The organism is Actinokineospora terrae (genome assembly GCF_900111175.1).
GTDB classification, from domain to species: Bacteria; Actinomycetota; Actinomycetes; order Mycobacteriales; family Pseudonocardiaceae; genus Actinokineospora; species Actinokineospora terrae.
The window spans coordinates 426,084-447,770 of the sequence record NZ_FOGI01000008.1; the positions used below are offsets into that span (position 1 = coordinate 426,084).

Sequence of the window (21,687 nt, forward strand, 5' to 3'; positions counted from 1 at the left end):
GGCTACCGGGCCTCGATCTCGTCTGCGGCTAGGGCTGCGCCACCGGTGTCACGCATTACCTGCTGCATGCGGTCTAGGTTCGCTCTCGTCGTCGGGTCAGCGATGAGAGCAGCCACCGCATCGCGTAGCCCTTGCTCGGGCAGCGGGATGCCCAGGCCGAGGTCGTGGATCCTGGCCGCGTTGGCCGCTTGCTCCGGGATGCGGGGCGAGGTGATCAGGGGGACGCCCTGGTAGAGCGCCTCCATGGTCGAGTTCATGCCCGCGTGGGTGAGGAACGCGGCGGCGTGGCGGAGGACGGCGACCTGGGGGAAGTGCGGGCGGACGTCGATGTTGGGTGGGATGTCGCCGAGCTCGGCGGGGTCGACATCGCCGATGGTCATGGCGACGTACCAGTCGGAGTGCGCGAACTCGGCGATGCACCGGCGGTAGAGGGCAACGTCGGTCAGGACGGACCCGAGGGCGACGTACAGCACCTTGTCGGAGGGTGGTTCCCACGACTCTTGTGGTTGGCGCGCGGTAGGGCCAACGAATCGGAAGCGATCGTCGAACGTGTCGCCCGCGGGTTGGAACTCGCGTGGGATGAAGACGAGGTTCAGGTCCTCTATGGCGTCGAAGATGCTGACGGGGTTGATGTCGACAGCGTTGTCGGCCGCGAAGCGCGCGCACTGGTCAGCTAGCACTACCGCAGCAGGGTGGTCGTCGGGTAGGCCGCGGTTGAGTTGGTAGTAGCCGTTAGAGGCGAGATGCGGGACCGTGCGGACGGCGGGGATACCGAACTCGGCGGCGATCAGCCTCGCGGGCCAGTTGGTGGCGTCGTAGCACACGACATCGGGCGGATCGGTCGCGATGTGCGCGCGCAGCACCGGGTACGCGGCTGAGGTGGCGGCGAAGTAGTGCAGGTACCAGGCGCCAAGGATGTCGAGGAACTCCCTGGCAGGCGGCACAAACGGCGGCAACCGCGGCAGTGCGACCCGCTCGACCCCCGCCACCTCCTCCCCCGACGCGTACCGCACCCGATGCCCGCGCGCCTGAAGCTCAGCCACCACCCCCAGCGTCGGGTTGATATGACCGGCCCCTGCCAACGTCACGAACAACACACGCCTCGACAACCCCAGCCCCCTCAGCTTTCCCCGCTACCCCACCAAACCGACCACCCACTCAACACCACAACCGTCGCGGGCTCTCACTCCCCGGCTGAACCTGCCGCCTTCTCCCCAGACTGTCCACCTGCCGCCCTCAAGCCGGCCACCGCGGCCAACCGCCCGCCGGAGTCAGTCACCGCAACCAGTCACCCCAGCCAACCACCGCGGCCGGTCACCGCAGCCAACCGCCGATCAAGATCAACTTCGCTCCGGGGCCCACCCTCCCGGGGCCCGGGGCCCCATCTCTGAACCTATCGCGTTCGGCGGGTTGTCAATAGGGGCGCGGAAAGGCTGTGGACAGCCAGCGGGGTTGGGGACAAGTCGCGGCGGCATCAGCGAGATCAGTGGATGAAAGCCAACCCGTTACGCCTCAGGCCGCATCTGGCGCACAGGCGGCGAGAGGACAAGTCACGGCGGCATCTGCCAGATCAGTGGGCGGAGGTCCTTCCCGTTACGCCTCACGTCACCGCAGGCCGGACCTGGTGTACCGGCGTTGAAAGGACAAGTCACGGCGGCATCTACGAGATCAGTGGGTGAAGGCCCATCCCGTTACGCCTCAAGCCGCCGCAGGCCGGATCTAGTGCGTGGGCGTCGGGAGGGCTGCTCTAGAGGCGGGATTCGACGCGGGAGGCTGTGGCGTGGAGGTAGGGGGCGCGGAGGTGGTGGGCTTTGGCGTTGGCTGAGGTGGGGCCGTGGCGGGACAGCATCTCGGTGAGGCGGGCGGATAGGGAGACCTGGGTGCCGCGAGGGTCCGTGGTTTGGTCGGCGTAGGTAAGAGCGTCGGACAGCGGAGTGTCCTCGTGCGGGTAAGGGTCCATGAGGTGGCCTAGACCCAAGGCTTGTGCGGTGAAGCGGGCGCCGGAGTGGTGGGCGACCAGGGTGGTCAGGTGGGGCGGCCAGTGGAGGGTGTCGAGGTGGCGGGCGCCGTCGACGGGGTGGAAGCCGGTGTCGACGACCGCGTAGCCGATGTCGTGCAGCCAGGCCGCGGCGACCAGGGTCTCCCGGTCCGCGGCGGGCACCGTGGCCGCCAGGTTCTCGGCGCGGTGGGCGACGCCGATGGTGTGCTTCCAGCGGTCGCCCAAGGGGGACAACAGGGTCGAGGCGAGTTCGACCGCGTGGACCACCAGCGCCTGCACGGCCCCAGAGTGCCCAGCACGCCGGACCGCACGGCAGCGTGATCATGAACCTCGGTGGCCGCGCCCGTGAACCGTGCGTGACGTCAGTGGGTCGTTGTCGCCTGACCGGGCGGTCGGCCAAGCCCTGGGCGAAATCCGATGTCCCCCTGACTCCGGCGGTGGCAACCTGGCCCAATGGAGCTGGGATTTGGCGGCGAGGTAGCCGATTTCTACGACAGGTACCGACGCGGGTACCCGACCGAGGTGATCGACGGCGTCGTCGAGGCCTTCGCGTTGACCGGCGATGACGTGGTGGTCGACCTCGGTTGCGGTACGGGCCAGCTCTCCGTTCCGCTTGCCGCCAGAGTCAAGGCTGTCGTCGGTGTTGATCCGGAGCCGGACATGTTGGCGCACGCAGCCGCGCACGGCGCCAAGAACACCACCTGGGTCGTGGGTACGGACACCGACTTACCCGCTCTGCGCGCTGCTACCGGCCCAGTAGCGGCTGTCACGGTCGGCCAAGCATTGCACTGGATGGACCACGAACTCCTCTTTGGCGAGATAGAGCCAACAGTGCGCGCGGGAGGCGGCATCGCGATCGTCACCAACGGCACACCGTTGTGGTTACAGGACTCTGACTGGTCTCGGAGGTTGCGCGAGGTGCTCGAACAGTGGTTCACCACCAAGCTGAGCGCCACCTGCGGGACTGACGACGCCAGTCAAGAGCGCTACCTGGCCGCAATGACCGCTGCCGGTCTTACCGTCGACAAGTCCGTTGTCACCTATGCCGGAGAGTTGACTCTGCCTGAGATCGTCGGCGGCATCTACTCGGCCTTACCCGTGCACCGCTTGCCTTCCCGGGAGAATCGCGAGTTCCTCGAATGCCGGATCGACAAGGCTTTCCAGGGCCAGGCGATGTTCGCGGAAGAGGTCCGGGTGACAACGCTCATCGGCAGGGTCACCGGCACCTGATCGGCTGAGCGGGCCGCCCCTGCTGGCGGTTGACCCCCGGTGGGCCGCGCCGGTACCACTGTGTCGACCGCTGTCGTCGCAGTTGGGGTGGATCGCCATGGTCGGGCACGTGGTCGTCATCGGGGCGGGGGTCTACGGGGCCGCCGTGGCCGCCGGGCTGGCCAGTCGGGGCGCGTTGGTCACCGTCGTCGAGGCGGGCGCGCCCGCGGGCGGCACGTCCAGCGCGACCTTCTCGTGGACCAACTCGTGCGGCAAGCAACCCCGCAGCTACCACGACCTGAGCGTCGCGGGCATGCTCGCGCACCGGCGGCTGGCCGCCCGCGTCCCGCACGGCGACTGGTACCACGAGGGCGGCAACCTGGAGTGGGCCGCGACCGCCGACGGCGTGGACCGGTTACGGCGCAAGGTCGCCACCGTCCTGGAGTACGGGTACGCGGCGCGGTGGCTGACGCGCGCCGAGGTGCTCGCCCTCGAACCCGACCTCGACCCGACCGCGCTGCCCGCCGACGAGGTCGCGTACTTCCCGCGCGAGGGCTGGGTCGAGCCGACCCGGCTGGTCGGGCACCTGCTGGCCACGGCGCTCTCGCGGGGCGCCCGATTGTTGCGGGACGACGCGGTGGTCGACCTGGACATCGACCGGACGGCAGCGGTCCGGCTCACCTCGGGCAAGCGGCTGACCGCCGACGCGGTGGTCAACTGCGCCGGACCGCACGCCACCCGGATCGCCGCGCTGGCCGGGCTGGACCTGCCGATGCGCAATACGCTCGGCGTGCTGATCTACACCTCGCCGGTGCCGGTGACCGTCTCGCGCGTCGTGCACGCCCCGGACGTCCACCTGCGGCCGGATGGCGGTGGCCGGTTGTTGTTGCACACCAGCGAGGTCGACGCGGCGGCGACGGTCAGCAGGGGCAGGACGCAGGTGGACCAAGGCGCCGTTGACGCTGTCCTGTCCGCGGGCCGCGACCTGTACCCGGGCCTGCGCGACGCCACGGTCGAGAGCGTCCGCGTCGGTGAGCGCCCCATCCCCGCCGATGGCCTCCCGGTCCTCGGCCGCGTCGCCGACCTCCCCGCCTTCCACTTCGCCGTCTCCCACAGCGGCGCCACGCTCAGCGTCCACGCGGGCGATCTCGTCGCCGCCGAGGTCTTGGGCGAGAACCACGACGACACTCTCGGCCCCTTCCGCTACGAACGGTTCCTCCCCGCCCTCAGCGCCTCCTGACTCGGCCTCGGCGAGCGACCAGTCGGAGTCAGTGCTACCTGCCGCCAGGGGTGGAGAGTGCCCAGCGGACTGCGTCGGGGAGTTCTCGCACTACGGGGACTTGGAGGCCTGCTACGCGGGTTTGGCTTACCAGTGCGCCATTGGACGGGTGATAGAGCAGGCAAGGGATTCCGCAGGCTTTGGCTGCGTGCACGTCGTCGTCGCTGTCGCCTACTACGAGGACGTTGCGCTCTCCTACGGCTTCGAGGTGTCGGCGCAGGTGGGGTTCTTTGTGGTGTTGTTCGTCGGAGCGCAGGCCGTCGACTTGGTCGAAGAAGTGGGCTATGGCGCGGAACTGCGGTAGGTCAACCAGTTGGTCGTGTGGGTACATCGACAGCAGGGACTGAGTCCTACCCGCGTCGCGCCAGGCCGTTAACGCTGTCACCGTCTGGGAGTGCACTGCGGCTCGGCCCATCAGGTCGGCGTAAGAGAGCTGGAAGTGCTTGTCTACGCTGGCTTGCTCTTGCGGTGTCAGGGCTTTGCCCGCCAGGCGGTCGTAGAAGGCGGTGATGGGGCGGGTGAAGTGCTCCTGGTAGCCGGTGACCGTGACCTCGGGCAGGCCGCTGCGGGAGAAGGCCTCGATCGTGGCCCGCACCAGGGCGTCGCCGTCGTCGAACAGGGTTCCGTTCCAGTCCCAGACGATGTGGTCTACCGGCATGCCCGTCCTCCGCGCGCTCGGTCTGCGATCATGGCGGGGTGCGGCGAGCGCAGTCGAGGGCAACGGCGGCCAACCAGCGCGGCTACTCCGGGGACGAGGTCGCGGGCTACCTGCGCGACCCCTACCACCGGCTGCGCCTCGACCACGCGCTCGACCTGCTCATCGGCCACCTCGACCCCGGCGCCCTGGTGGCCGACCTGGGCGCGGGCGGCGGGGAGGTCACCGCGCTGATCGCCGGGGCGGGCCTGCGCCCGATCGCCTGCGACGTCGTGCACGACGCGTGCCGGGCCGCCGGGTGCCCCGCGGTGCGGCTCGACGTCGGCGAGGTGCTGCCGTTCCGCTCGGGGTCGCTCGACGGGGTGCTCGCCGGGGAGATCATCGAGCACGTCTACGACCCGGCGCTGCTGCTGCGCGAGTGCCACCGGGTGCTGCGCCCCGGCGGGATCCTGGTGCTGACCACGCCGAACCTGGCCCCCGCGCAGGACCGCCTCCGCTTCCTGCTCGGCCGCGCGCCCCGCCAGGTGGACCCGTTCCACGAGTACCTGCACCTGCACATCCGCCCGTTCACCTACCCGCTGCTGGCCACCGGCCTCCGCCAGGCCGGGTTCACCCCGTCGCCGCCGCGCTCCAACCAGGTCATCTGGCGCACCCGCCGCCGCGAGTACCGCTCCACCCGGGCCGCCCACCACTGGCCCACCCTCGGCGGCTCCCTCATCGTCGCGGGTGTGCGGGGGTGTTGAGCCTGGCGCGGGCATGTCAGAAGGGTTCGGTGAGGGGGACGGCGCGGACCTCGCGCAGGACCGTGTCCAGTTCGCCCACCTCGAACCGGCACAGGCCGACCGCGTGCCAGAACTCGCCGCTCGGTGGGCCGTCCACTTTGTAGCGGCCGTCCGGGGTCACCGCGGCCCAGGCCTCGGGGAGGCCGATCATCGTCAGGCCGAGGGTGCGGCGGGGGATGTTCCAGAGGCGGGTGGTGCCGTCCGCGGAGCCGCTGGCGAGGGTGGTGCCGTCCGGGCTGAAGGCGAGGGAGAGGACGCGGCGGCTGTGGCCGGGCATCCTGGCCAGGGAGGTGCCGGTCTCGGTGTCCCACAGGTAGATGACGGCGTCGTCACCCGCGGCGGCGAGCACGCGGCCGTCCGGGCTGAACGCGCAGCACCAGAGCTTGCCGCGTTGGGCGGGCAGCACACGGAGGCGGGCGTGGTCGGCGACGCGCCACAGGACCGCCGTGCCGTCGTTGCTGACGCTGGCCAGGAGTCGGCCATCGGCGGTGAAACGAACGTCGTAGACGCGGTCGGTGTGGCCGTCGAGGGTCGCCAGGCAGGCGCCGGTCTCGCGGTCGAACAGGCGGACCTTGGTGTCGTCGCAGCCGGTGGCCACCAGGGACCCGTCCGGGCTGAAGACGATCGAGCGGACCCGGCCGCGGTGTTCGAGCAGGGCCAGGACCTCCCGGCCGGTCGCCTGCCACCACAGCCGCACCGTGTCGTCGTCGTTCGCCGTCGCCAGCACCTCCCCGTCCGGGGCGAACGCGCTGGCCCACACGTACTCGGTCTCCACGTCCAGCTCCTGGTCGGCGCGCCAGGTGCTCAGGTGCCACAGGTGCACGCCGCCGTCGTTGCTCGGGGTGGCCAGCAGCGGCCGCACCGGGTTGAACACGGCGCCGGTCAGCTGGTCGTCGCGGCCGGTCAGCACCCGCAGCTGCCTGCCGGTGCCCGGGTCCCACACCCGCACGACGCCGTCGTTGCCCGCGGCAGCCAGCAGGTCGCCGTCGCGGTTGAAGTGGACCTGGACGACGCGGCGGCCGTGGCCGTGCAGTTCGTGGCGCTGCCTGCCGGTGGCCGGGTCCCACAGCCGGATCGCGCCGTCGCGCCCGGTCGTGGCCAGCTGCGCGGAGTCGGCGCGGAACGCCAGCGGCCACACCGCGCCCCGGTGCGCGAGCACCTCGTGCGTCTCCTGCCCGGACGCGGTGTCCCACACCCGCAGCGTGCCGTCGCTGTCGCCGCTGGCCAGCGTGCGGCCGTCCGGGCTGAAGGCCAGGTGGTACACGGCGGTGGCGTGCCGGTGCTGCAGCGGCGCGCCGGTGGCCCGCCCGTGCCGCGGCACCGTCCACAGCCGCACCGACCCGGCGGTGTCGCCGCTGGCCAGCACGTCGTGCTCGGGGTGGAACACGGCTGCGTAGACGTGCTCGGTGTGCCCGTCGAGCCGGTGCGCCTCGGCGCCGGACTGGACGTCCCACACCCGCAGGTACGCGTGCTGACCGGCGGCGGCGAGCAACCGGCCATCGGCGTTGAACGACAGCGTGTAGACCGCCGACCCCGGGCTGGCCAGCACGTGCCGCTCGGCGCCGGTGTCGAGGTCCCAGAGCCGCACCGCGCCGGACTCGTCCGCGGTCGCCAGCAGCGGGTCGGTCGGGTGGAACGCCAGCGCCCACACCCGTTCCACGTGCCCGTCGAACCGGTGCACGACCTCGCCGGCGGGCACGGTGCGGACCACGACGGTGCCCGCGTTGTCCCCGTAGGCGACCAGCCCGCCGTCCGGTGAGATCAGCAGCGGCCAGATCGGCGCGGTGTGCTCGACGCCGTCGGCGACGACCTTGGTCTGCTCCCCCGTCGCCGGGTCCCAGAACCGCACCGTCCCGTCCGCGGCGGCGGTGACCAGCGCGCTGCCCGGCGGGCCGAAGTCGACCGCGTAGACCCGGTCCAGGTGGCCGTTGAGGGTGCGCAGCGGCAGGCCCTTCTCGGTGTCGCACAGCAGCACGCCGCCGTCGCCGCTGCCGACCGCGAGCAGCGACCCGTCCGGGCTGTAGGCCAGCGGGCTGGGAAGCCTGCCGTCCTCGAAGCCGAACTGGACGCCGACGCTGGCGGGCCGCAACCCGGTCAGCACCGGCTGCCCCGGCGCCACGGCCGCGGCCCGCAGCTCGGGCGCCGCCCACAGCTCGCGGTCGGCGTCGACGTTGATCAACGCGGCCCTGGCCCAGGTGCTGCCGGTGACGACGGCGCCGCGCAGGTCGGTCTCGACCAGCCGCGCCCCCGTCAGGTCGGCGTCGGTGAGGTCGGCGTCGCGCAGCACCGCCTGGTCGAGCCGGGTGCGGTGCAGCCTCGCGCCGCGCAGCACGGCCCTGGACAGCTTGGTGCCGATGAGCAGCGCGTCGGTCAGGTCCGCGCCGGTGAGGTCGACGCCGGACAGGTCGCGTTGGGACAGGTCCTCGCCGCGCAGCACGGCCTCGCGCATGTCGGTCTTGGCCGGGGCGCTGAGCCGTTTGCTGATCTTGAGCGCGTTGGCCGCGGTGACCGGGTCGCCGCCGGGGCGCGCGGCCCACAGCAGCAGGCGCCTCGGTTCGGCCAGGTCGCACAGGAAGTCCACGGTCGGCTGGGAGAGCTTGCGGCGGCCGAGCAGCGCGGGTCGGCCGTCGCCGGTGGCCAGTTGGCGGGCGATCTCCCTGGCCAGCAGGTATTCGGCGACCGAGCTGTGGATGAAGCCGAACAGGCCGTCCTCGGTGCGCACCAGCAGGCTGCCCGCGCCGACGGCGTGCGTGGCCTGCTGGGGTGACAGCGGCGCCTCGGCGAGCCCGGCCAACGCCTCCGCGACCTCGGCGACGTCGTCGAGGCGCAGCAGCACGTCGTTGGACTCCCACACGCGCAACGCGAGCGTGGTGACCGCGGACCACATCTCGGGGAGAGTCAGGCCTGCCTGTGAGCCGGGCGGGTTGGCGCGGTCGTGCTCGTGCGTGAGCCAGGACGTCAGGATCTCTTCATAGAGGCTCGCGGCGCTGATGGTGTCGCGGGCGGCCACGGCGGCGAGGCGTTCGGCGTCGAGGCCGACGACGAAGCTGAGCATCCGCGGGTTGCGCGAGAGGCCGCCGAGGTCGTCGACCCGGTTGATCAGCTCGATGCGCTCCCTGGCGACCTCCTCGTCGTTGGCGTAGCGGTTGGCCACGTAGGCGTCGACCTGCTGGTCGGTGAAGTCCTCCAGCAGCAGGATGCGGCGCTGGGCCAGCGCGCCGACCTGCTGGCCGAGCGCGGTGCGGACCTGGTCGTCGTTCTGGAAGTGCTGGGTGCGGCTGGTGACGACGATCTTGGCGCGGTCCTCGGCGGCGGCGAGCAGGGTGGTGAGGTGCTCGGCGGCGCGGTCGTAGCTGACCCGGCTGGCCAGCTCGTCGAACCCGTCGAACAGCAGCACGACCCGGCCCTGGCGCAGCAGGTAGCGGAAGGCGCGCAGGTCGATGCGGGACTCGCCGTGGTTGGCCAGGTGCGCGGCGACCAGGCCGTCGACGCTGTGCGCCTTGTCCAGCGCGTGCAGCTCGATCAGGATCGGCGAGACCCCGGGCAGCTTGGCGGGCAGCGTCATCGCCAGGGTGCGCATGGCGAAGGTCTTGCCCCGGCCGAAGTCGCCCATCAGCAGCACGAACCGGCCCTCGTCGGCGGCGAGCAGGTCGACCAGTTCGCCGACCACGTCCTCGCGCACGCCCGCGTCGGACGCCGCGGCGCCCTCGGTCTCGCGGAACCGCTGCGGGACGTACAGCTCCGGCGGGTACACGCGGTCCTGCCGCAACCGCTCGGTCTGCGCCTTGACGTACCCGCGCAGGTCGAGCAGCCCCTGGAACTCGATGAAACTGCGCAGCCGGATGCCATCGCGCAGCGCGGCCGCCCGCAGGGTGACGCCGGGGTTGGGCCCCTGGTAGACCAGCTCGGAGGTCAGGTCCTCGGCGTTGCGCCTGCGCACCGTGGCCAGCGCGGCCACGTCCGCCGCGGTCGGCTCCCCGACGTGCGCGGCGATGAGGAACTGGGGCACCAGGTCGCCGTCGGGGTAGCTGACCCGCAGGACCGGCGGCCTGCCGGGCAGTCTGCGCACCGCGGCGCCGGGGTGGCGGACCTCCAGCACCTCGGTGATCCGGCGCAGCAGCTGGTCGACCGGCTGCTCGGAGGGCGCCTCATCGGCCGGGCGGACCCGGTTCTGGCGCACCCTGGGCCCGGCGCCCGCCGGTGGGGTGAACGTCTGCGCGGCGGCGTGCCAGGGTCCTCGGGCGCGGCCGACCCGGCGCGGACCGTCCACAAGGGACCAGGTGTCGACGCCGTCGCGGGTCAGGTGCAGCAGTCGCGGCCCGCCCGCAGGCGGGACGAGGGTGAGGCCGCCCGCCAGTGCGCCGACCTCGGCCGAACCGGGGCCGTCGCCGCTGAGCAGGAGGTTGAGCCGGGAGCCGAGCGCGTTGTCGAGAGCGGCGGCGTCGGCGAGCGCGGCACTGCCCTCGGCGCCGGGGGTGTGGCCGACCACGCCGATCCGCAGGTGCCCGGACTCGACGAAGGGCGCGAGCGCGGCGCCGAACCAGGCGAGTTGATCCGCGCCGAGGCGTCCGGGCTGGTCGAGGTTCTGGTGGGTGTGCGGGACCGTGGAGTTGAACGCGGCCACGACCACGCGCAGGTCGGCGACCTCGACCAGCGACCACGGCTGGTTCGCGTCGAACACCGTGCCGTTGCCGCCGGGGTAGAGCTCGCGGTGGAGGCGCTCGTAGTGCAGCCACTTGCTGAAGTACGGTGGTTCCGGGTTGAGGCTCTCGGCGCGGCAGTGCGCGAAATACGCCTCGCACGCGGCCGCGGTGATGTCGCCACCGCCGGGTACGACTACCAGCCTGCCCGCGTCGATACCCAGCAGTGAGCGCAAACCGATGAGGAAACTGCGTACTTGGTCGAACTGCTCGCGGCTACCGGAGTCGGTGAGACTGCCGCTGACGACAACGAGTTCGGGCGTAGGTAGACCTGACTCCGCCAGGCGGGCCAGACCTGCGTCCAGCGCTGCCAGCCGGTCTACAGGGCTACCTGAGTCCCTCCCGAACCTCGGGCCAGGTACGTGCAAGATCCCCAACTCGTGCCGGGGGCTGCCGGTCGGCTTTGTCGCGGGCGGGAACTCGGAAGCGGCGTGGTCGTCCTGCTGGCTCGCGCGCGGGGCGGGAATGCTCTCCTTGACGACTGCGGCACCGGGGAAGCGCGGGTGTTCGCCTGGCTTCGCGCGGCCGGTCAACGCGTGTTCGAGCCGGTCGAGCAGTCGCGCCCTGGCCAGGCTCGGCTCGTCGATGCCGACCAGGTCGACGAAGGTGACCTGGCCGAGCAGGCCGTCGGGGAAGATGTTCTGGATCCGCACCGGCAGCAGCAGCTTCTGGTCCGGCCGGTCGTGCGCGGCCTGCATCGCCGCCATCCACTCCAGCCTGCCGTACTGCGAGGCGAGGTAGTTGCTCGACAGCACGGCGATGACCGCGGACGACTCGCGGATGCCGCGGTCGATGAAGTCGAGGAAGTGCGTGCCCGGCACGAAGTCCCAGGCCTGGATCATCACCTCGTAGCCCGCCGACTCGAGCTCGTGGGCGATCCAGGTGGCCCACGCGTCGTCGAGCAGCGAGTAGCTGATGAAGAAGTCGACCGGTCCCGAACGGGGCGGGCGGGGGCCGCGCACCGGCGGCCGCGGACCGGGCAGCGGTGTCGGCACCAGGTCCGCCACCGGCACGCCGAGCGCCAGCGCGAGCAACGACACCTCGGCCGCGGTGACCCCCCTGGCGCCGGTCTCGATCGCGGCGATGGCGGTGGCGTCGAGCGCGTCGGACCCCAGCCGGGCGCACTCGGCGGCCACCCGGCCCGGCGACCAGCCCCGCCGCCGCCGTGCCTCGGTGACGCGCGTGGCGAACTCCGACTCGACTCGGCTCACCCAGGCCTCCCACAGCTCGGTGGACCCGTTCGGCCGACACCGGTTCGGCCGGACGGCGGGCGAGGACGTCAGCCGCCCCGCCCGCTATTCTCCGCCCGCCCGCCGCGCGGAATGGATATCGAGCCTACCCGTCGTATTTCCGCCACCGGATCCCCCGATCGGGGACATGGCGAAAGGGGCGGCACCGAACAATGTGGTGCAGGTGCCGTAGCGGCTCATCCCGTAAACGGCGAGCCCGGGCAGCACGCCGCTGAACTCGGCCGCGGGCGGCAGGTCGGTCAGGTCGATGCGGAACCCCGGGTCGACCGGCCAGGCGAGGGTCACGTGCGGGTTGAACCGGTCGGTCGCGCCGCCGTCCCACACCTCGGTGATCTCGTCGTAGCCGAACCGGGTCAGCTGCTCGCGGCGCACCGGGTCCTGGGTCGGGTCGCCGATGATGCCCGCCACGCTCTCGCCTGCCGGGTCGGTGTCGCGCAACCGACCGCGCCGCAACGGTTCCACGGCCTCGACCACGGCGCGCTGCAACTCGATCCACTCCGCTGTCTTGCGGAAGTACAGCTCCGGCGCGCCGACCGGGTTGTGTCGGTAGAACGCGCCCTCGGCGACGAGCGCGGACATCCCGGCGGCCAGCGCGCGGGTCGCGGTGACCACCCCGGGTACCTCGTCCGGCTCGACGGCGAGCATGAACAGCGACACGTGCGGCGCGCACGGACCGGCGTGGTCGAACGGGTCGCCGAGCCGGAACCAGGACGGGCTGCCGCCGTCGCGCATCCTGGCGGTGAGCCGGTCGCTGAGGGTCGTTGCGGTGTCGTCGAGGTGCCGTGGCAGAACCGCCACGATGTCGACCGTCTCCATCGGCGGGTCTCCTCCGAATGGGAATAGCGGGCTTCGCGCGGCCAGGGTAGTGCCGCCGGGGAGCGCGGTGACAGCGGTTCCGGAAAAGTCCGCATCGCCGTTTTCCCGTTTTGTTGCCGCGTTCGGGGGAATGGATAGCCCATTCCGGGGACCCGGCCGCCGGTGTGGCAGCATGTCGCGCATGCCAGACAAGCGGCTGGATGGCGCGACGCGCCGGCTGCCCAAGCTCCACGTGCTCGACTGGGTCGCGCTCGGGCTGCTGCTGGCGGGCTGCCTGTGCGTGCTGCTCGGTGCCCTCCCGGTCGCCGACGCCCGCGCGACCGTCACCCGGTTGGTGCCGCTGCTGCTGTTCCTGGGCTCGGTGATCATCCTGGCGGAGCTGACCGCGGTGGCCGAGGTGTTCGACGTGGTGGCGACCCGCCTGTCGATCCTGGCCCGCGGCCGGTACGTGCTGCTGTTCCTGCTGTGCGTCGCCCTCGCCGCCGTGACGACGATGGGCCTCAACCTCGACACCACGGCGGTCCTGCTGACCCCGGTCCTGCTGGCCCTGGCGGCGAAACTGGGCGTCGCGGCCCTGCCGCTGGCGATGACGACGGTCTGGCTGGCGAACACGGCCAGCCTGCTGCTGCCGGTGTCGAACCTGACGAACCTGCTCGCCGCGGACCGGGTCGCGTTGGCACCCGCGCAGTTCGCGGCCCGGATGTGGGCACCGCAACTCGCCGCGATCGTGGTGACGGCGGTGTTCCTGTGGGTGTTCTACTGGCGCGGCACCGAAAGCCGTTCGGGCTATGAGGTCCCGCAGCGTCACCAACCGCGGGACGGGGTGCTGTTCCGGGTGGCGGCGGTGGCGTGCCTGCTGTTCGTGGCCGGGATCCTGCTCGGCGTCCCGATCGGCATCGCGTCCTCGGTGGCGGCCGGGATCCTGGTGATCGCGTTCCTCTTCCGGCGGCGCTCGGCCCTGCGCCCCGCGCTGCTGCCCTGGCGGCTGCTGGTCTTCGTGATCGGGCTGTTCCTGGTCGTGGAAACGATCAACCGGCACGGCTTGGCGGACCTGGTGCACGCCCTGATGGGCTCCTCGGACGACGCGGCGGGGGCGGCGCGGGCGGCGGGCACGGGGGCTGTGCTGTCGAACCTGGTGAACAACCTGCCTGCTTATGTGGCGGGGGAATCCGTTGTGCCGCTGGGGAATCACGACCAGTTGCTGGCGCTGCTGGTGGGCACGAACGTGGGCCCGATCGTGACACCGTGGGCCTCGCTGGCGACACTGCTGTGGTACGAGCGGTGTGTGGCCACGGGGGTGCGGGTCCCGATGAAGCGGTTCGTGTGGACCAGCGCGGGCCTCGCGATCACCGCACTGACCGCGACGGTGGCCACGCTGCTGCTGGTGAGCTAGACCGCTTCGGCCCTCACTGCCCGGCTTGTGGCTCTGCTCGATTGACGTGCCGCCCTGTTTCACGAGCCGAACGCTCATGATCGAATCAAGTCAACCCCGCCCTGGGGCCCGTACCTCTTCCGCGCACGGCGACCTGCGGACTCTCGCCGATCTGGACACTCGGATTCACCCGGTTCAGGGACAGAAGTTATCCACATCTGGATCTTCGCGCGGCCATTCCACGATCGTCTGTCGGGGGGTGCCGGTAGGCTGGGACCTGGGACGCCCCCCGGAGAGGGTGGGGGCTGGGGCCGGACTGGCGTGCGCGCGCGAGGCGGTTGCGGTGGGGGTTGGAGCGGGCGGTTGAGGTGCCTTGGCGCGGAAAGAGTGTCCTGGCACGGTAGTGGTGTCTTGGCGCAGAAGTGATGTCCTGGCTCGGTAGTGACGTCCTGGCGCGGAAGTGGCGTCCTGGCTCGGTAGTGATGTCCCGGCGCGGAAGTGGCGTCCTGGCTCGGTAGTGACGTCCTGGCGCGGAAGTGGCGTCCTGGCTCGGTAGTGATGTCCCGGCGCGGTGGAGATGTCTTGGCGCGGTGGAGATGTCCTGGCGCGGTGGAGATGTCCTGGCGCGGTGGAGATGTCCTGGCGCGGTGGAGATGTCCTGGCGCGGTGAGCGTGGTCAACGGTGGTAGACGTACCGGTGGGTGGTGGGGTGATCTGCGCAGGGGCGCCCGGTGACCTTCGAAGCCGGGGTCAGGATGGTGGGGTGGGGTCTTTGGTGGTGGTGGGGCGGGCGAGGGTGATGCCGTTGGTGAGGTCCCAGGGGCGGGCGGCGGAGGAGTCTTCCTCGCGCATCATGGACATGGTGTCGCGGTGGTCCAGTTCCATGCGCTTGCTGCCGTAGAACAGCGCCGTGAACTCGTTGACGTAGGTGGCCGTCACGCGGGTGCCGTCGAGGCCCTTGGTGCGGCGGCGGCGGAGTTCGTAGGTGCCGAGGGCGACCAGGGCGACCGTTGAGCCGGGGATGCTCAGCGAGAGGACGACCTCGACGGTGTTCACCACCGCTCAACGGACGGGGCGGGCGACGGGTTCCGGACAGATCCGTGACAGCGGGTCCTGATGACCTACCGGGCGGTGTACGGGCGTTGCTACCCTCGGCGGGGCAGTCGAGCCTAACTCCCGGGGCGTTCACCATGTATTCCGAGCTGTTCGACGCGATCGAGCGGGGCGCGGGCGGGTGGGTCGCCGACTGGGCGCGGACGGCGCTGGGCGAGGTGGTCAGCGGAGTCCGGCCCGTGGCGGCGGTCAGCCACCCGCTGGGGTTCCTGTGCGTGCCGGTGTACCGCGGCGGGGACGACGGGGTGTGCGTACACCTGTGGGAGCCGGGCCGCGGGCAGGCGCCGCTGACGACGTCGCCGACGCACTGCCACAGCTGGGACCTGGTGAGCTGGGTGCTGCTCGGCGGTCTGCGCAACCGGACGATCCAGGTCGAGGACGGCGCCGACGCCACCCACCGCGTGTTCCAGGTCCGCAGCGACCCCGACGGCGACACCATCGAGGCGACCGACCGGTTGGTCCGCGCGCGCGTCACCGCCACCACCGAGCACCACGCGGGCGAGCGCTACTCCCTGCCCGCCGGGATCTTCCACGAGACCGTCATCCCCGACACCGAACCCCTCGTGGCCACCGTCGCCCTCGGCAACAGCCGCCCCGGCACCGCCGACCTGTCCCTCGGCGGCCTGCGCACCAGCGACCACCGTGTCACCCGCCACCACTGCGACCGCGCCACCACCGTCGCCGCGGCCACCACGATCCTCAACGCCCTCACCGACCACCACGTCCCCGGCTGACACCCGGGTTCTCGCCAAGCGAAGGCCTGCGGGGACGCGGCCGAGACCGCGCCCCCGCCGGTGGTCAGTGGAAGGGGCCGATCAGGTCGTCGACTGTCCGCGGGGTGCCGTTCTTGACCACCCACTGGACGTTGGCCAGGGCGGAGATGTCGTGGGTCGGGTCGCCGGTGACGATCAGGAGGTCGGCCAGTTTGCCCGGTTCCACCGTGCCGAGGTCTTTCTCCACGCCCAGTTGGCGGGCGGGGAGCAGGGTCGCGCTCTGCAGGACCTGGAACGGCGGCACCCCGTACTTGGCCATGGACCGCAGGTTCAGGTGCAGGCTCACCGCGGTCGTGTCGAGCGGGGCGTCGGTGCCCGCGACGACGACAGCGCCCGCGGCGAGCAAGCGCTTGATCACGTCGATGTCGCGGCGGGCCTGGGCCGGGGTGCCGTCGAGGAAGCCGCAGGGGCCGAGGCCTTGGGCGCACAGGAGTTTCGCGTGCAGGGCCTGCTTGTCCTGGGTCGTGAACAGGGCACGCACCCGCGGGTCGTCGACGATGCCGGGATCGTCGGCGAGCAGTGTGCTGGCGCTGAACAACGTTGTGCTGAACGGCATCCGGCCGCGCGCCGCGAGTTGGAGGACGTCGTCGTACGGGCCGCCGAAAGAGGCCTCGCGGGCGAAGCCGAAGCCCCACTTCGACGGGCCGAACAGGTGCTCCTTCGAGTCGACGCCGTTGGCGACCGCCGGGTACAGGTAGTGCGATGTGGTGCCGATGCCCTGCCGGTGGGCCTGGGTGGTGACCCTCGCCTGCCAGTCGACGCGGAAGCGTTCGTAGGTCTTGACGAGGTCGTAGTCGAGGTCGCGGACGCGGCTCAGTTCCAGGGCCAGTTGGCGTTCGTCGCGGACCGGCCGGGCGAACTCCCAGGTCAGCCGGGTGCCCTCCAGCATCTCGCCGGTCATGAAGTACCGGGGGCCGACCCGGGTGCCCGCGGCGAGCGACTCCCGGTCCTCCACCGCCCGGTACACCGCGTCGCCGGTCGAGCGGGTGGCGGTGATGCCGTAGGACAGCAGCAGGCGGCCTTGGCGGTCGCCGAAGGTCTTCGAGCGCATCTGCTGGTGGTTGTGCACGTCCACCAGCCCGGGGGTGACCGTCGACCCGCTCGCGTCGAGGAAGGTCCACCCGTCGCGCGGCCGGTCGGGGCGATGGGGTTCGACGCGCTGGATGCGGTTCCCGACGACGAGGATGTCCACATTGGTCCGCGGCCGCGGGTCGCGGCCGTCCCAGAGCTGCCCGGCGTGGATGACGAGCCGGGTGTCGGGATGTTCCTGCCGGTAGGTGAACCGCAGCGGCACGTCCTTGCCGCCACCGTCCACTGTGGTCGTCCTCAGTGCACCGTTGCGCAGGTAAAGCAAGGTGCGTGAGTCTCCTGCCCAGCTCGGCGCGTCGCTGGCCTCGGTGGTGATCCGGCGCGCGCGTCCGGTGGGTGTGCCGTCCGGGGCGACCGGCAGGACCCACAGCACGCCGTCCATCGAGAAGGCCAGCCACCGGCCGTCCGGGGAGAACACCGGCCCGTCGTCGCCCCGGGTGGAGACGGAGCCGAACGGCGCGGGTTCGACGACCTTGCTCGCCCCGGTCGCGAGCGTCACGAGCTGGATCTGGTTGCGCTCAGCCGAGTTCACCGTCAGCGCGAGCACCTTCCCGTCCGCCGACCAGCTCGGTTTGCCCGGCACGCTGAAGGATCCGGGCAGCACCGTGGTCACCGCGCCGGACGCGATGTCGACGGTGAGGGTCTGGTTGGCGTGGTCCTGGAACGCGAGGGTCCTGCCGTCCGGGGACCAGGCGGGGGCGAACTCCGCGCCGTCGAGCGAGGTGATCCGCCGGTGTTGGTTGGTGGCGACGTCGAGCACGTAGAGGTCCTCGGTGCCCGCCTTGTCGGAGGCGTAGGCGATCTGCTTGCCGTCGCGCGACCAGGCCGGGTCGATCTCGTAGGCGGCGTCCGAGGTGATCTGCTTCGGGGTTCCGCCGACCGGCGCCACCCACAGGTCGTTGAGCGCCTTGAACACCACGGACCGGCCGTCCGGCGACAGCGCGGGTCCGACGATGCCCCGCACCGGTTGTGGCCGCTCGGTGTCGAAGTCCCGCGCCTTCGGCTGGTACCGGTCGCGGTGCAGGGTGAACGTTGCGCGGAACGGCACCGTCGTGCTCGACCCGCTGACCACGTCCGTCACCACGATGGCGCCATTCGCACCGTAGACGAGTTCGGTCGGCGACGACCACCGCGCGGGGAAGGGGAACACATCGGTGTAGGCGCCGACCTGGCGTACCACTCCGGCCTGCCAGACCTGCACCGTTCGGCCACCCTGTCCGGTGCGCAGGAAGGACAACTTGCCGTCCGGTGACCAGGATGGTGCCGCAACGGTGCCTTGCCCGGCGGGAACGAGCGTCGTCACCACCCCGGTGGCCACATCGATGCTCTCGATGGTGTTGCCTTGCACGTAGGCGATGCTGCGCCCGTCAGCGGACCACGTGGGCTGGTTCTCGGCGGTGGTCGCGGTCGTGATCCGCCGGGGCTCGCCGCCCCGCACGTCCACGCTCCAGATGTCCTCCCCGCCCGCCCGGTCGGAGCTGAACGCGATCTTCGTGCCGTCCGGCGACCACGCGGGGTAGGTGTCGTCGTGCTCGCCCCGGGTCAGCGGCCAGGACGATCGGCCGTCAGCGGTGACGAGACGGATGCGGAACATTCCGTCCGCGAGGGACTGGACGGCGATGAGCTTGCCGTCCGGCGAGAACGACGGCCAGTACGGGTCAAGGTTGGTGCCACCGATCGCGGTAGCTGTACCGCCGTCGCGGGGCACGGTGAACAGTTGGCCTTGAAGGTCGAAGAGAATGGTGCCGTCGCGAGGTGAGGTAGCCACGGCCAGGTTGGTGCCCTCGGTGACGGTGACGTCAACTGACACGGGTTCGGGTTGGCTTGCGCGGGCCGTGGACGTCGGCAGCACGGCGAGGGTGAACGCCAGTGCCGCGCCCCCGACCCTGCGGAAGGTCGGTGAGGTCATGTCGCTCCATGGCGCGCTCCGGCGCCAGGGCAGTCCCCCGGCGCCGGAGCGACTAGGTCAGAGGCCGAAGGCGAGCAGGACGTTGCCGTAGTCGGACGGGTAAGAGGGCCAGTAGCCGGACTGGATATAAAGCATCCCGTTGGCCACTACGGCCCCTCCGTTGCCGGAGATAGCGCTACCTCGACCCGTCAATCCGTTCACGCCCTGGAAGTCGCGGATCGTGTCGAAGGTCCACAGGACCTTGCCGTCCTTGGAGTCGTATACGCGCATCTTGCCGTCGACGCTGCCTTCGTAGACAAGGCCGGGGCTGGACGTCACGGCTGGCGTGTGGGCGCGCTTGCAGACCGTGGGGTGCTGGGCAGCGCCGCCTGTCGTGCATCCATCGGCAGGGCTCTCGGTCTGCCACACGACGTCGCCGTTGGCCGGGTTAAGAGCGAACAGAGTGCCCGGGTTGGCCCAGTTGGTGGCTACGTAGATGTTGCGCCCATCGAAGCTGGTACCCCACTGAACGCCGGAGAGCCCACCTCCCGGCATGGGCACGGACAGTTGACGGCGCCAAGAGGGCTCGCCGGTGCGGGCGTCGAAGGTGTGGAAGACGCCGCTCTTCTGGCCGATCCCGACGTAGGTGCGGCCGCGAACCTGGAACAGGGTGGGGGTGGCGCCGAGGTCGTAGTCCAGCGCGGTCCCCTCCTTCTGGCCCGGGCAGTAGCCATCGGCGTCGGGGAACCCGCACAGCAACCGCCAGGTGTCGGCCTTGGTGACCTGCTGCTTCCACTTGACCGCGCCGGAGCGGGCGTTGAGCGCGAGCAGCGTGTCGAAGTCGCCGGTCGTGCCGGAGTAGAGGTTGCCGGTGCCGACGTAGAGGGTGCCGGTGCGCTCGTCGATGACCGGGCTGCTCCACACGCCCGCGCCGGACGGCTCGTAGCGGGTGGCGCCGCTGGGCCAGGTGCCGACCGCCTTGGGCTCGGGCACGGTGAAGTAGCGCCAGGCCAGTTCACCGGTGTCCGCGTCGAGGGAGTCGATGTGGCCGCGGAAGGTGCAGCACGGGTAGTTGCGGTCCGGGTTGATGTTCTCGCCGCTGGACGATCCGATGTAGACACGCCCGTCGTGGTAGAGCGGGGAGCTGGTGTGCTGGCCCGCCACGTGCGGCTCGGTGTCCTTGGCCCACACCAGTTTGCCGGTTCGCTGGTCGAGCGCGTAGACGTAACCGTTGGTGTCGCCGAAGTACACCTTGCCCCTGGCCACGGACGGTCCGTCGATGACGACCGCCCCGGGAACCACTGTGCCCAGGTCGAAACTCCACCGGGCGGCACCGGTTCGGGCGTCGAGCGAGTGGAACTTGCCGTCAGGGCTGCCGAAGTAGATGGCGTCGCCGACGACAGCGGGCTGGCTCTTGGCCGGGAACCCGTTTTTGGGGTAGGCGAACGCCCACTTGAGCGAGAGCTTCCCCGCGGTGCGCTGGGTGATCCGGTGCTCAGCCGCGGCGAACCGGGACCCGCCCTTGTCCCCCGTCCAGCTCGGCCAGTCACCGGGGCGGTGACCGCCGGTCTCCTCGCCCGCGGCGGCGGTCTGGCCGCCGACCAGCAGCACCGCGAGGGCGGTCAACGCCAGCGCGCGGCGTTTTCGGTGCGACACAGGCACTCCTCTGGGTTCGTGAGCCGCCGGTGGGGCCGACTCGACCTCGGGAGGCTCGGCGGTCATGGCCGCTGCACGGCCACCAGTCGGTCCAGTCTCGGACCGGGCCGCGCGGGGAGACCAATCACGGCGCGGGGATGGCCGGGTGCTATCGGCCCTCCGGGTGACGGCCATCCCGGTGACCAACTGGCGAACCCGGTCCGGGCGCCAAGGCGGGCGGTCCACCCGGCGGGCACCGCGGGCCACCAACTGGGAATAACAAGCGCCAGCAACGGTTTCGGATTCCGGTGCCGGAGTGGAGTTTTAGGTCAACAGTCGGAGGCTGAACGGTCATTTCGCCGAGAAACCACCGTCGACGAACAGCGTCTGGCCGGTGACGTAGGCCGCGGCGGGCGAGGCAAGGAAGACCACGGCACCGAGGAAGTCGGACACCTCGCCGTTGCGCCCGACCATGGTGCGCGCGGCGAGGCCCTCGATCTGCGCCGGGCTGCTGTAGACGTTCTCGGTGAGCGGGGTGCGCACGAACCCGGGGGCGACGGAGTTGACGCACACCCCGCGCGGAGACCACGCCTCGGCCTGCGAGCGGGTCAACCCGGCCAGGCCCGCCTTCGCCGCCCCGTACGCGCCGCTGTTGCCGAACGCGCGGATCGCCTGCTGGGAGGTGACGTTGATGATCCGCCCCCAGCCCGCCGCGGCCATCAGCGGGCCGAACCGCTGGCCGAGCACGAACGGCGCCTCCAGGTTCGCGCGCAGGGTCAGGTCCCAGTCGGCCTCGGTGAGCTCGTCCATCGGCGGGCGCAGGTTGACCGCGGCGGCGTTGACCAGGATGTCCGGCGCCCCGTGGCGGCCGATGACCTCGTCGGCGACCCGGTGGACCTCGGCCCGGTCGGACAGGTCGGCGCTGATCCAGTCGGCCTTGCCGGTGACGAGCAGCTCGTCGACGGTCTCGCGCAGCGTGTCCTCGCGGCGGGCCACCACGACCACCTCGGCCCCTGCCCGCCCCAGCGCGAGAGCCATGCCGCGGCCAATGCCGGAGTTGCCCCCGGTGACGACGGCGCGACGACCCGCGAGGCTGAACAGCTGGTCGAGGTAGGCGGACATGCGTG

At 71.3% G+C, this 21,687-nt stretch carries 14 protein-coding genes; 5 read left to right on the plus strand and 9 right to left on the minus strand.

What is annotated here, in order from left to right:
• Positions 1-2 precede the first annotated feature (2 nt).
• Positions 3-1,097 (minus strand): macrolide family glycosyltransferase, encoded by a 1,095-nt coding sequence (locus BMY07_RS20720; protein ID WP_342741548.1) that lies wholly within the window; start codon positions 1,095-1,097, stop codon positions 3-5.
• A gap of 650 nt (positions 1,098-1,747) precedes the next feature.
• Entirely contained in the window at positions 1,748-2,278 is a 531-nt protein-coding gene (locus BMY07_RS20725) for an HD domain-containing protein (RefSeq protein ID WP_092780960.1), read from the minus strand.
• 174 nt (positions 2,279-2,452) lie between these two features.
• Here BMY07_RS20725 and BMY07_RS20730 point away from each other — a divergent pair, with 174 nt between their 5' ends.
• Both BMY07_RS20730 and BMY07_RS20735 read left to right on the plus strand, forming a co-directional pair.
• Positions 2,453-3,229 carry a class I SAM-dependent methyltransferase gene (locus BMY07_RS20730; RefSeq protein ID WP_092780963.1) on the plus strand — a complete coding sequence of 259 codons (777 nt, stop codon included), beginning with the start codon at positions 2,453-2,455 and terminating at the stop codon, positions 3,227-3,229.
• A gap of 97 nt (positions 3,230-3,326) precedes the next feature.
• The gene (locus tag BMY07_RS20735) at positions 3,327-4,448 is read left to right on the plus strand and encodes an NAD(P)/FAD-dependent oxidoreductase (protein WP_092780966.1); all 1,122 of its coding nucleotides are present in this window, start codon (positions 3,327-3,329) and stop codon (positions 4,446-4,448) included.
• 34 nt (positions 4,449-4,482) lie between these two features.
• On the opposite strand, the gene BMY07_RS20740 is transcribed toward BMY07_RS20735, so the two are convergent.
• Positions 4,483-5,145, minus strand: a complete 663-nt coding sequence (locus BMY07_RS20740; RefSeq protein WP_092780969.1) for an HAD family hydrolase — start codon at positions 5,143-5,145, stop codon at positions 4,483-4,485.
• A 38-nt stretch (positions 5,146-5,183) separates the two neighbouring features.
• Between BMY07_RS20740 and BMY07_RS20745 the strand changes: the two genes are divergently transcribed.
• On the plus strand, positions 5,184-5,885 hold the full coding sequence (locus BMY07_RS20745; protein WP_092780972.1) for a class I SAM-dependent methyltransferase: 702 nt from the start codon (positions 5,184-5,186) through the stop codon (positions 5,883-5,885).
• A gap of 16 nt (positions 5,886-5,901) precedes the next feature.
• Here BMY07_RS20745 and BMY07_RS20750 read toward each other — a convergent pair whose 3' ends face one another.
• Together BMY07_RS20750 and BMY07_RS20755 are read right to left on the minus strand one after the other, a co-directional pair.
• Positions 5,902-11,835, minus strand: a complete 5,934-nt coding sequence (locus BMY07_RS20750) for a WD40 domain-containing protein (protein WP_218150706.1) — start codon at positions 11,833-11,835, stop codon at positions 5,902-5,904.
• 84 nt (positions 11,836-11,919) lie between these two features.
• A complete protein-coding gene (locus tag BMY07_RS20755) occupies positions 11,920-12,690 on the minus strand; it encodes a hypothetical protein (RefSeq protein WP_092780975.1) in 771 nt (256 codons plus the stop codon).
• Between the two features lie 181 nt (positions 12,691-12,871).
• Here BMY07_RS20755 and BMY07_RS20760 point away from each other — a divergent pair, with 181 nt between their 5' ends.
• A complete protein-coding gene (locus BMY07_RS20760; RefSeq protein ID WP_177215676.1) occupies positions 12,872-14,083 on the plus strand; it encodes an ArsB/NhaD family transporter in 1,212 nt (403 codons plus the stop codon).
• A gap of 729 nt (positions 14,084-14,812) precedes the next feature.
• On the opposite strand, the gene BMY07_RS20765 is transcribed toward BMY07_RS20760, so the two are convergent.
• Positions 14,813-15,118: a DUF6191 domain-containing protein gene (locus BMY07_RS20765; RefSeq protein ID WP_177215677.1), complete on the minus strand. Its 306-nt coding sequence runs from the start codon at positions 15,116-15,118 to the stop codon at positions 14,813-14,815.
• Positions 15,119-15,252: 134 nt separating this feature from the next.
• Here BMY07_RS20765 and BMY07_RS20770 point away from each other — a divergent pair, with 134 nt between their 5' ends.
• Positions 15,253-15,909, plus strand: a complete 657-nt coding sequence (locus BMY07_RS20770; protein WP_092780981.1) for a hypothetical protein — start codon at positions 15,253-15,255, stop codon at positions 15,907-15,909.
• A 64-nt stretch (positions 15,910-15,973) separates the two neighbouring features.
• On the opposite strand, the gene BMY07_RS20775 is transcribed toward BMY07_RS20770, so the two are convergent.
• The 3 genes from BMY07_RS20775 to BMY07_RS20785 all read right to left on the minus strand — a co-directional run bounded on the left by BMY07_RS20775 (position 15,974) and on the right by BMY07_RS20785 (position 21,682).
• Positions 15,974-18,946 (minus strand): amidohydrolase family protein, encoded by a 2,973-nt coding sequence (locus tag BMY07_RS20775; protein WP_092780984.1) that lies wholly within the window; start codon positions 18,944-18,946, stop codon positions 15,974-15,976.
• A gap of 57 nt (positions 18,947-19,003) precedes the next feature.
• Entirely contained in the window at positions 19,004-20,581 is a 1,578-nt protein-coding gene (locus tag BMY07_RS20780) for an outer membrane protein assembly factor BamB family protein (protein ID WP_245782520.1), read from the minus strand.
• A 330-nt stretch (positions 20,582-20,911) separates the two neighbouring features.
• Positions 20,912-21,682, minus strand: coding sequence for an SDR family NAD(P)-dependent oxidoreductase (locus BMY07_RS20785; RefSeq protein ID WP_092780990.1), 771 nt, complete (start codon positions 21,680-21,682; stop codon positions 20,912-20,914).
• Positions 21,683-21,687: the final 5 nt, after the last annotated feature.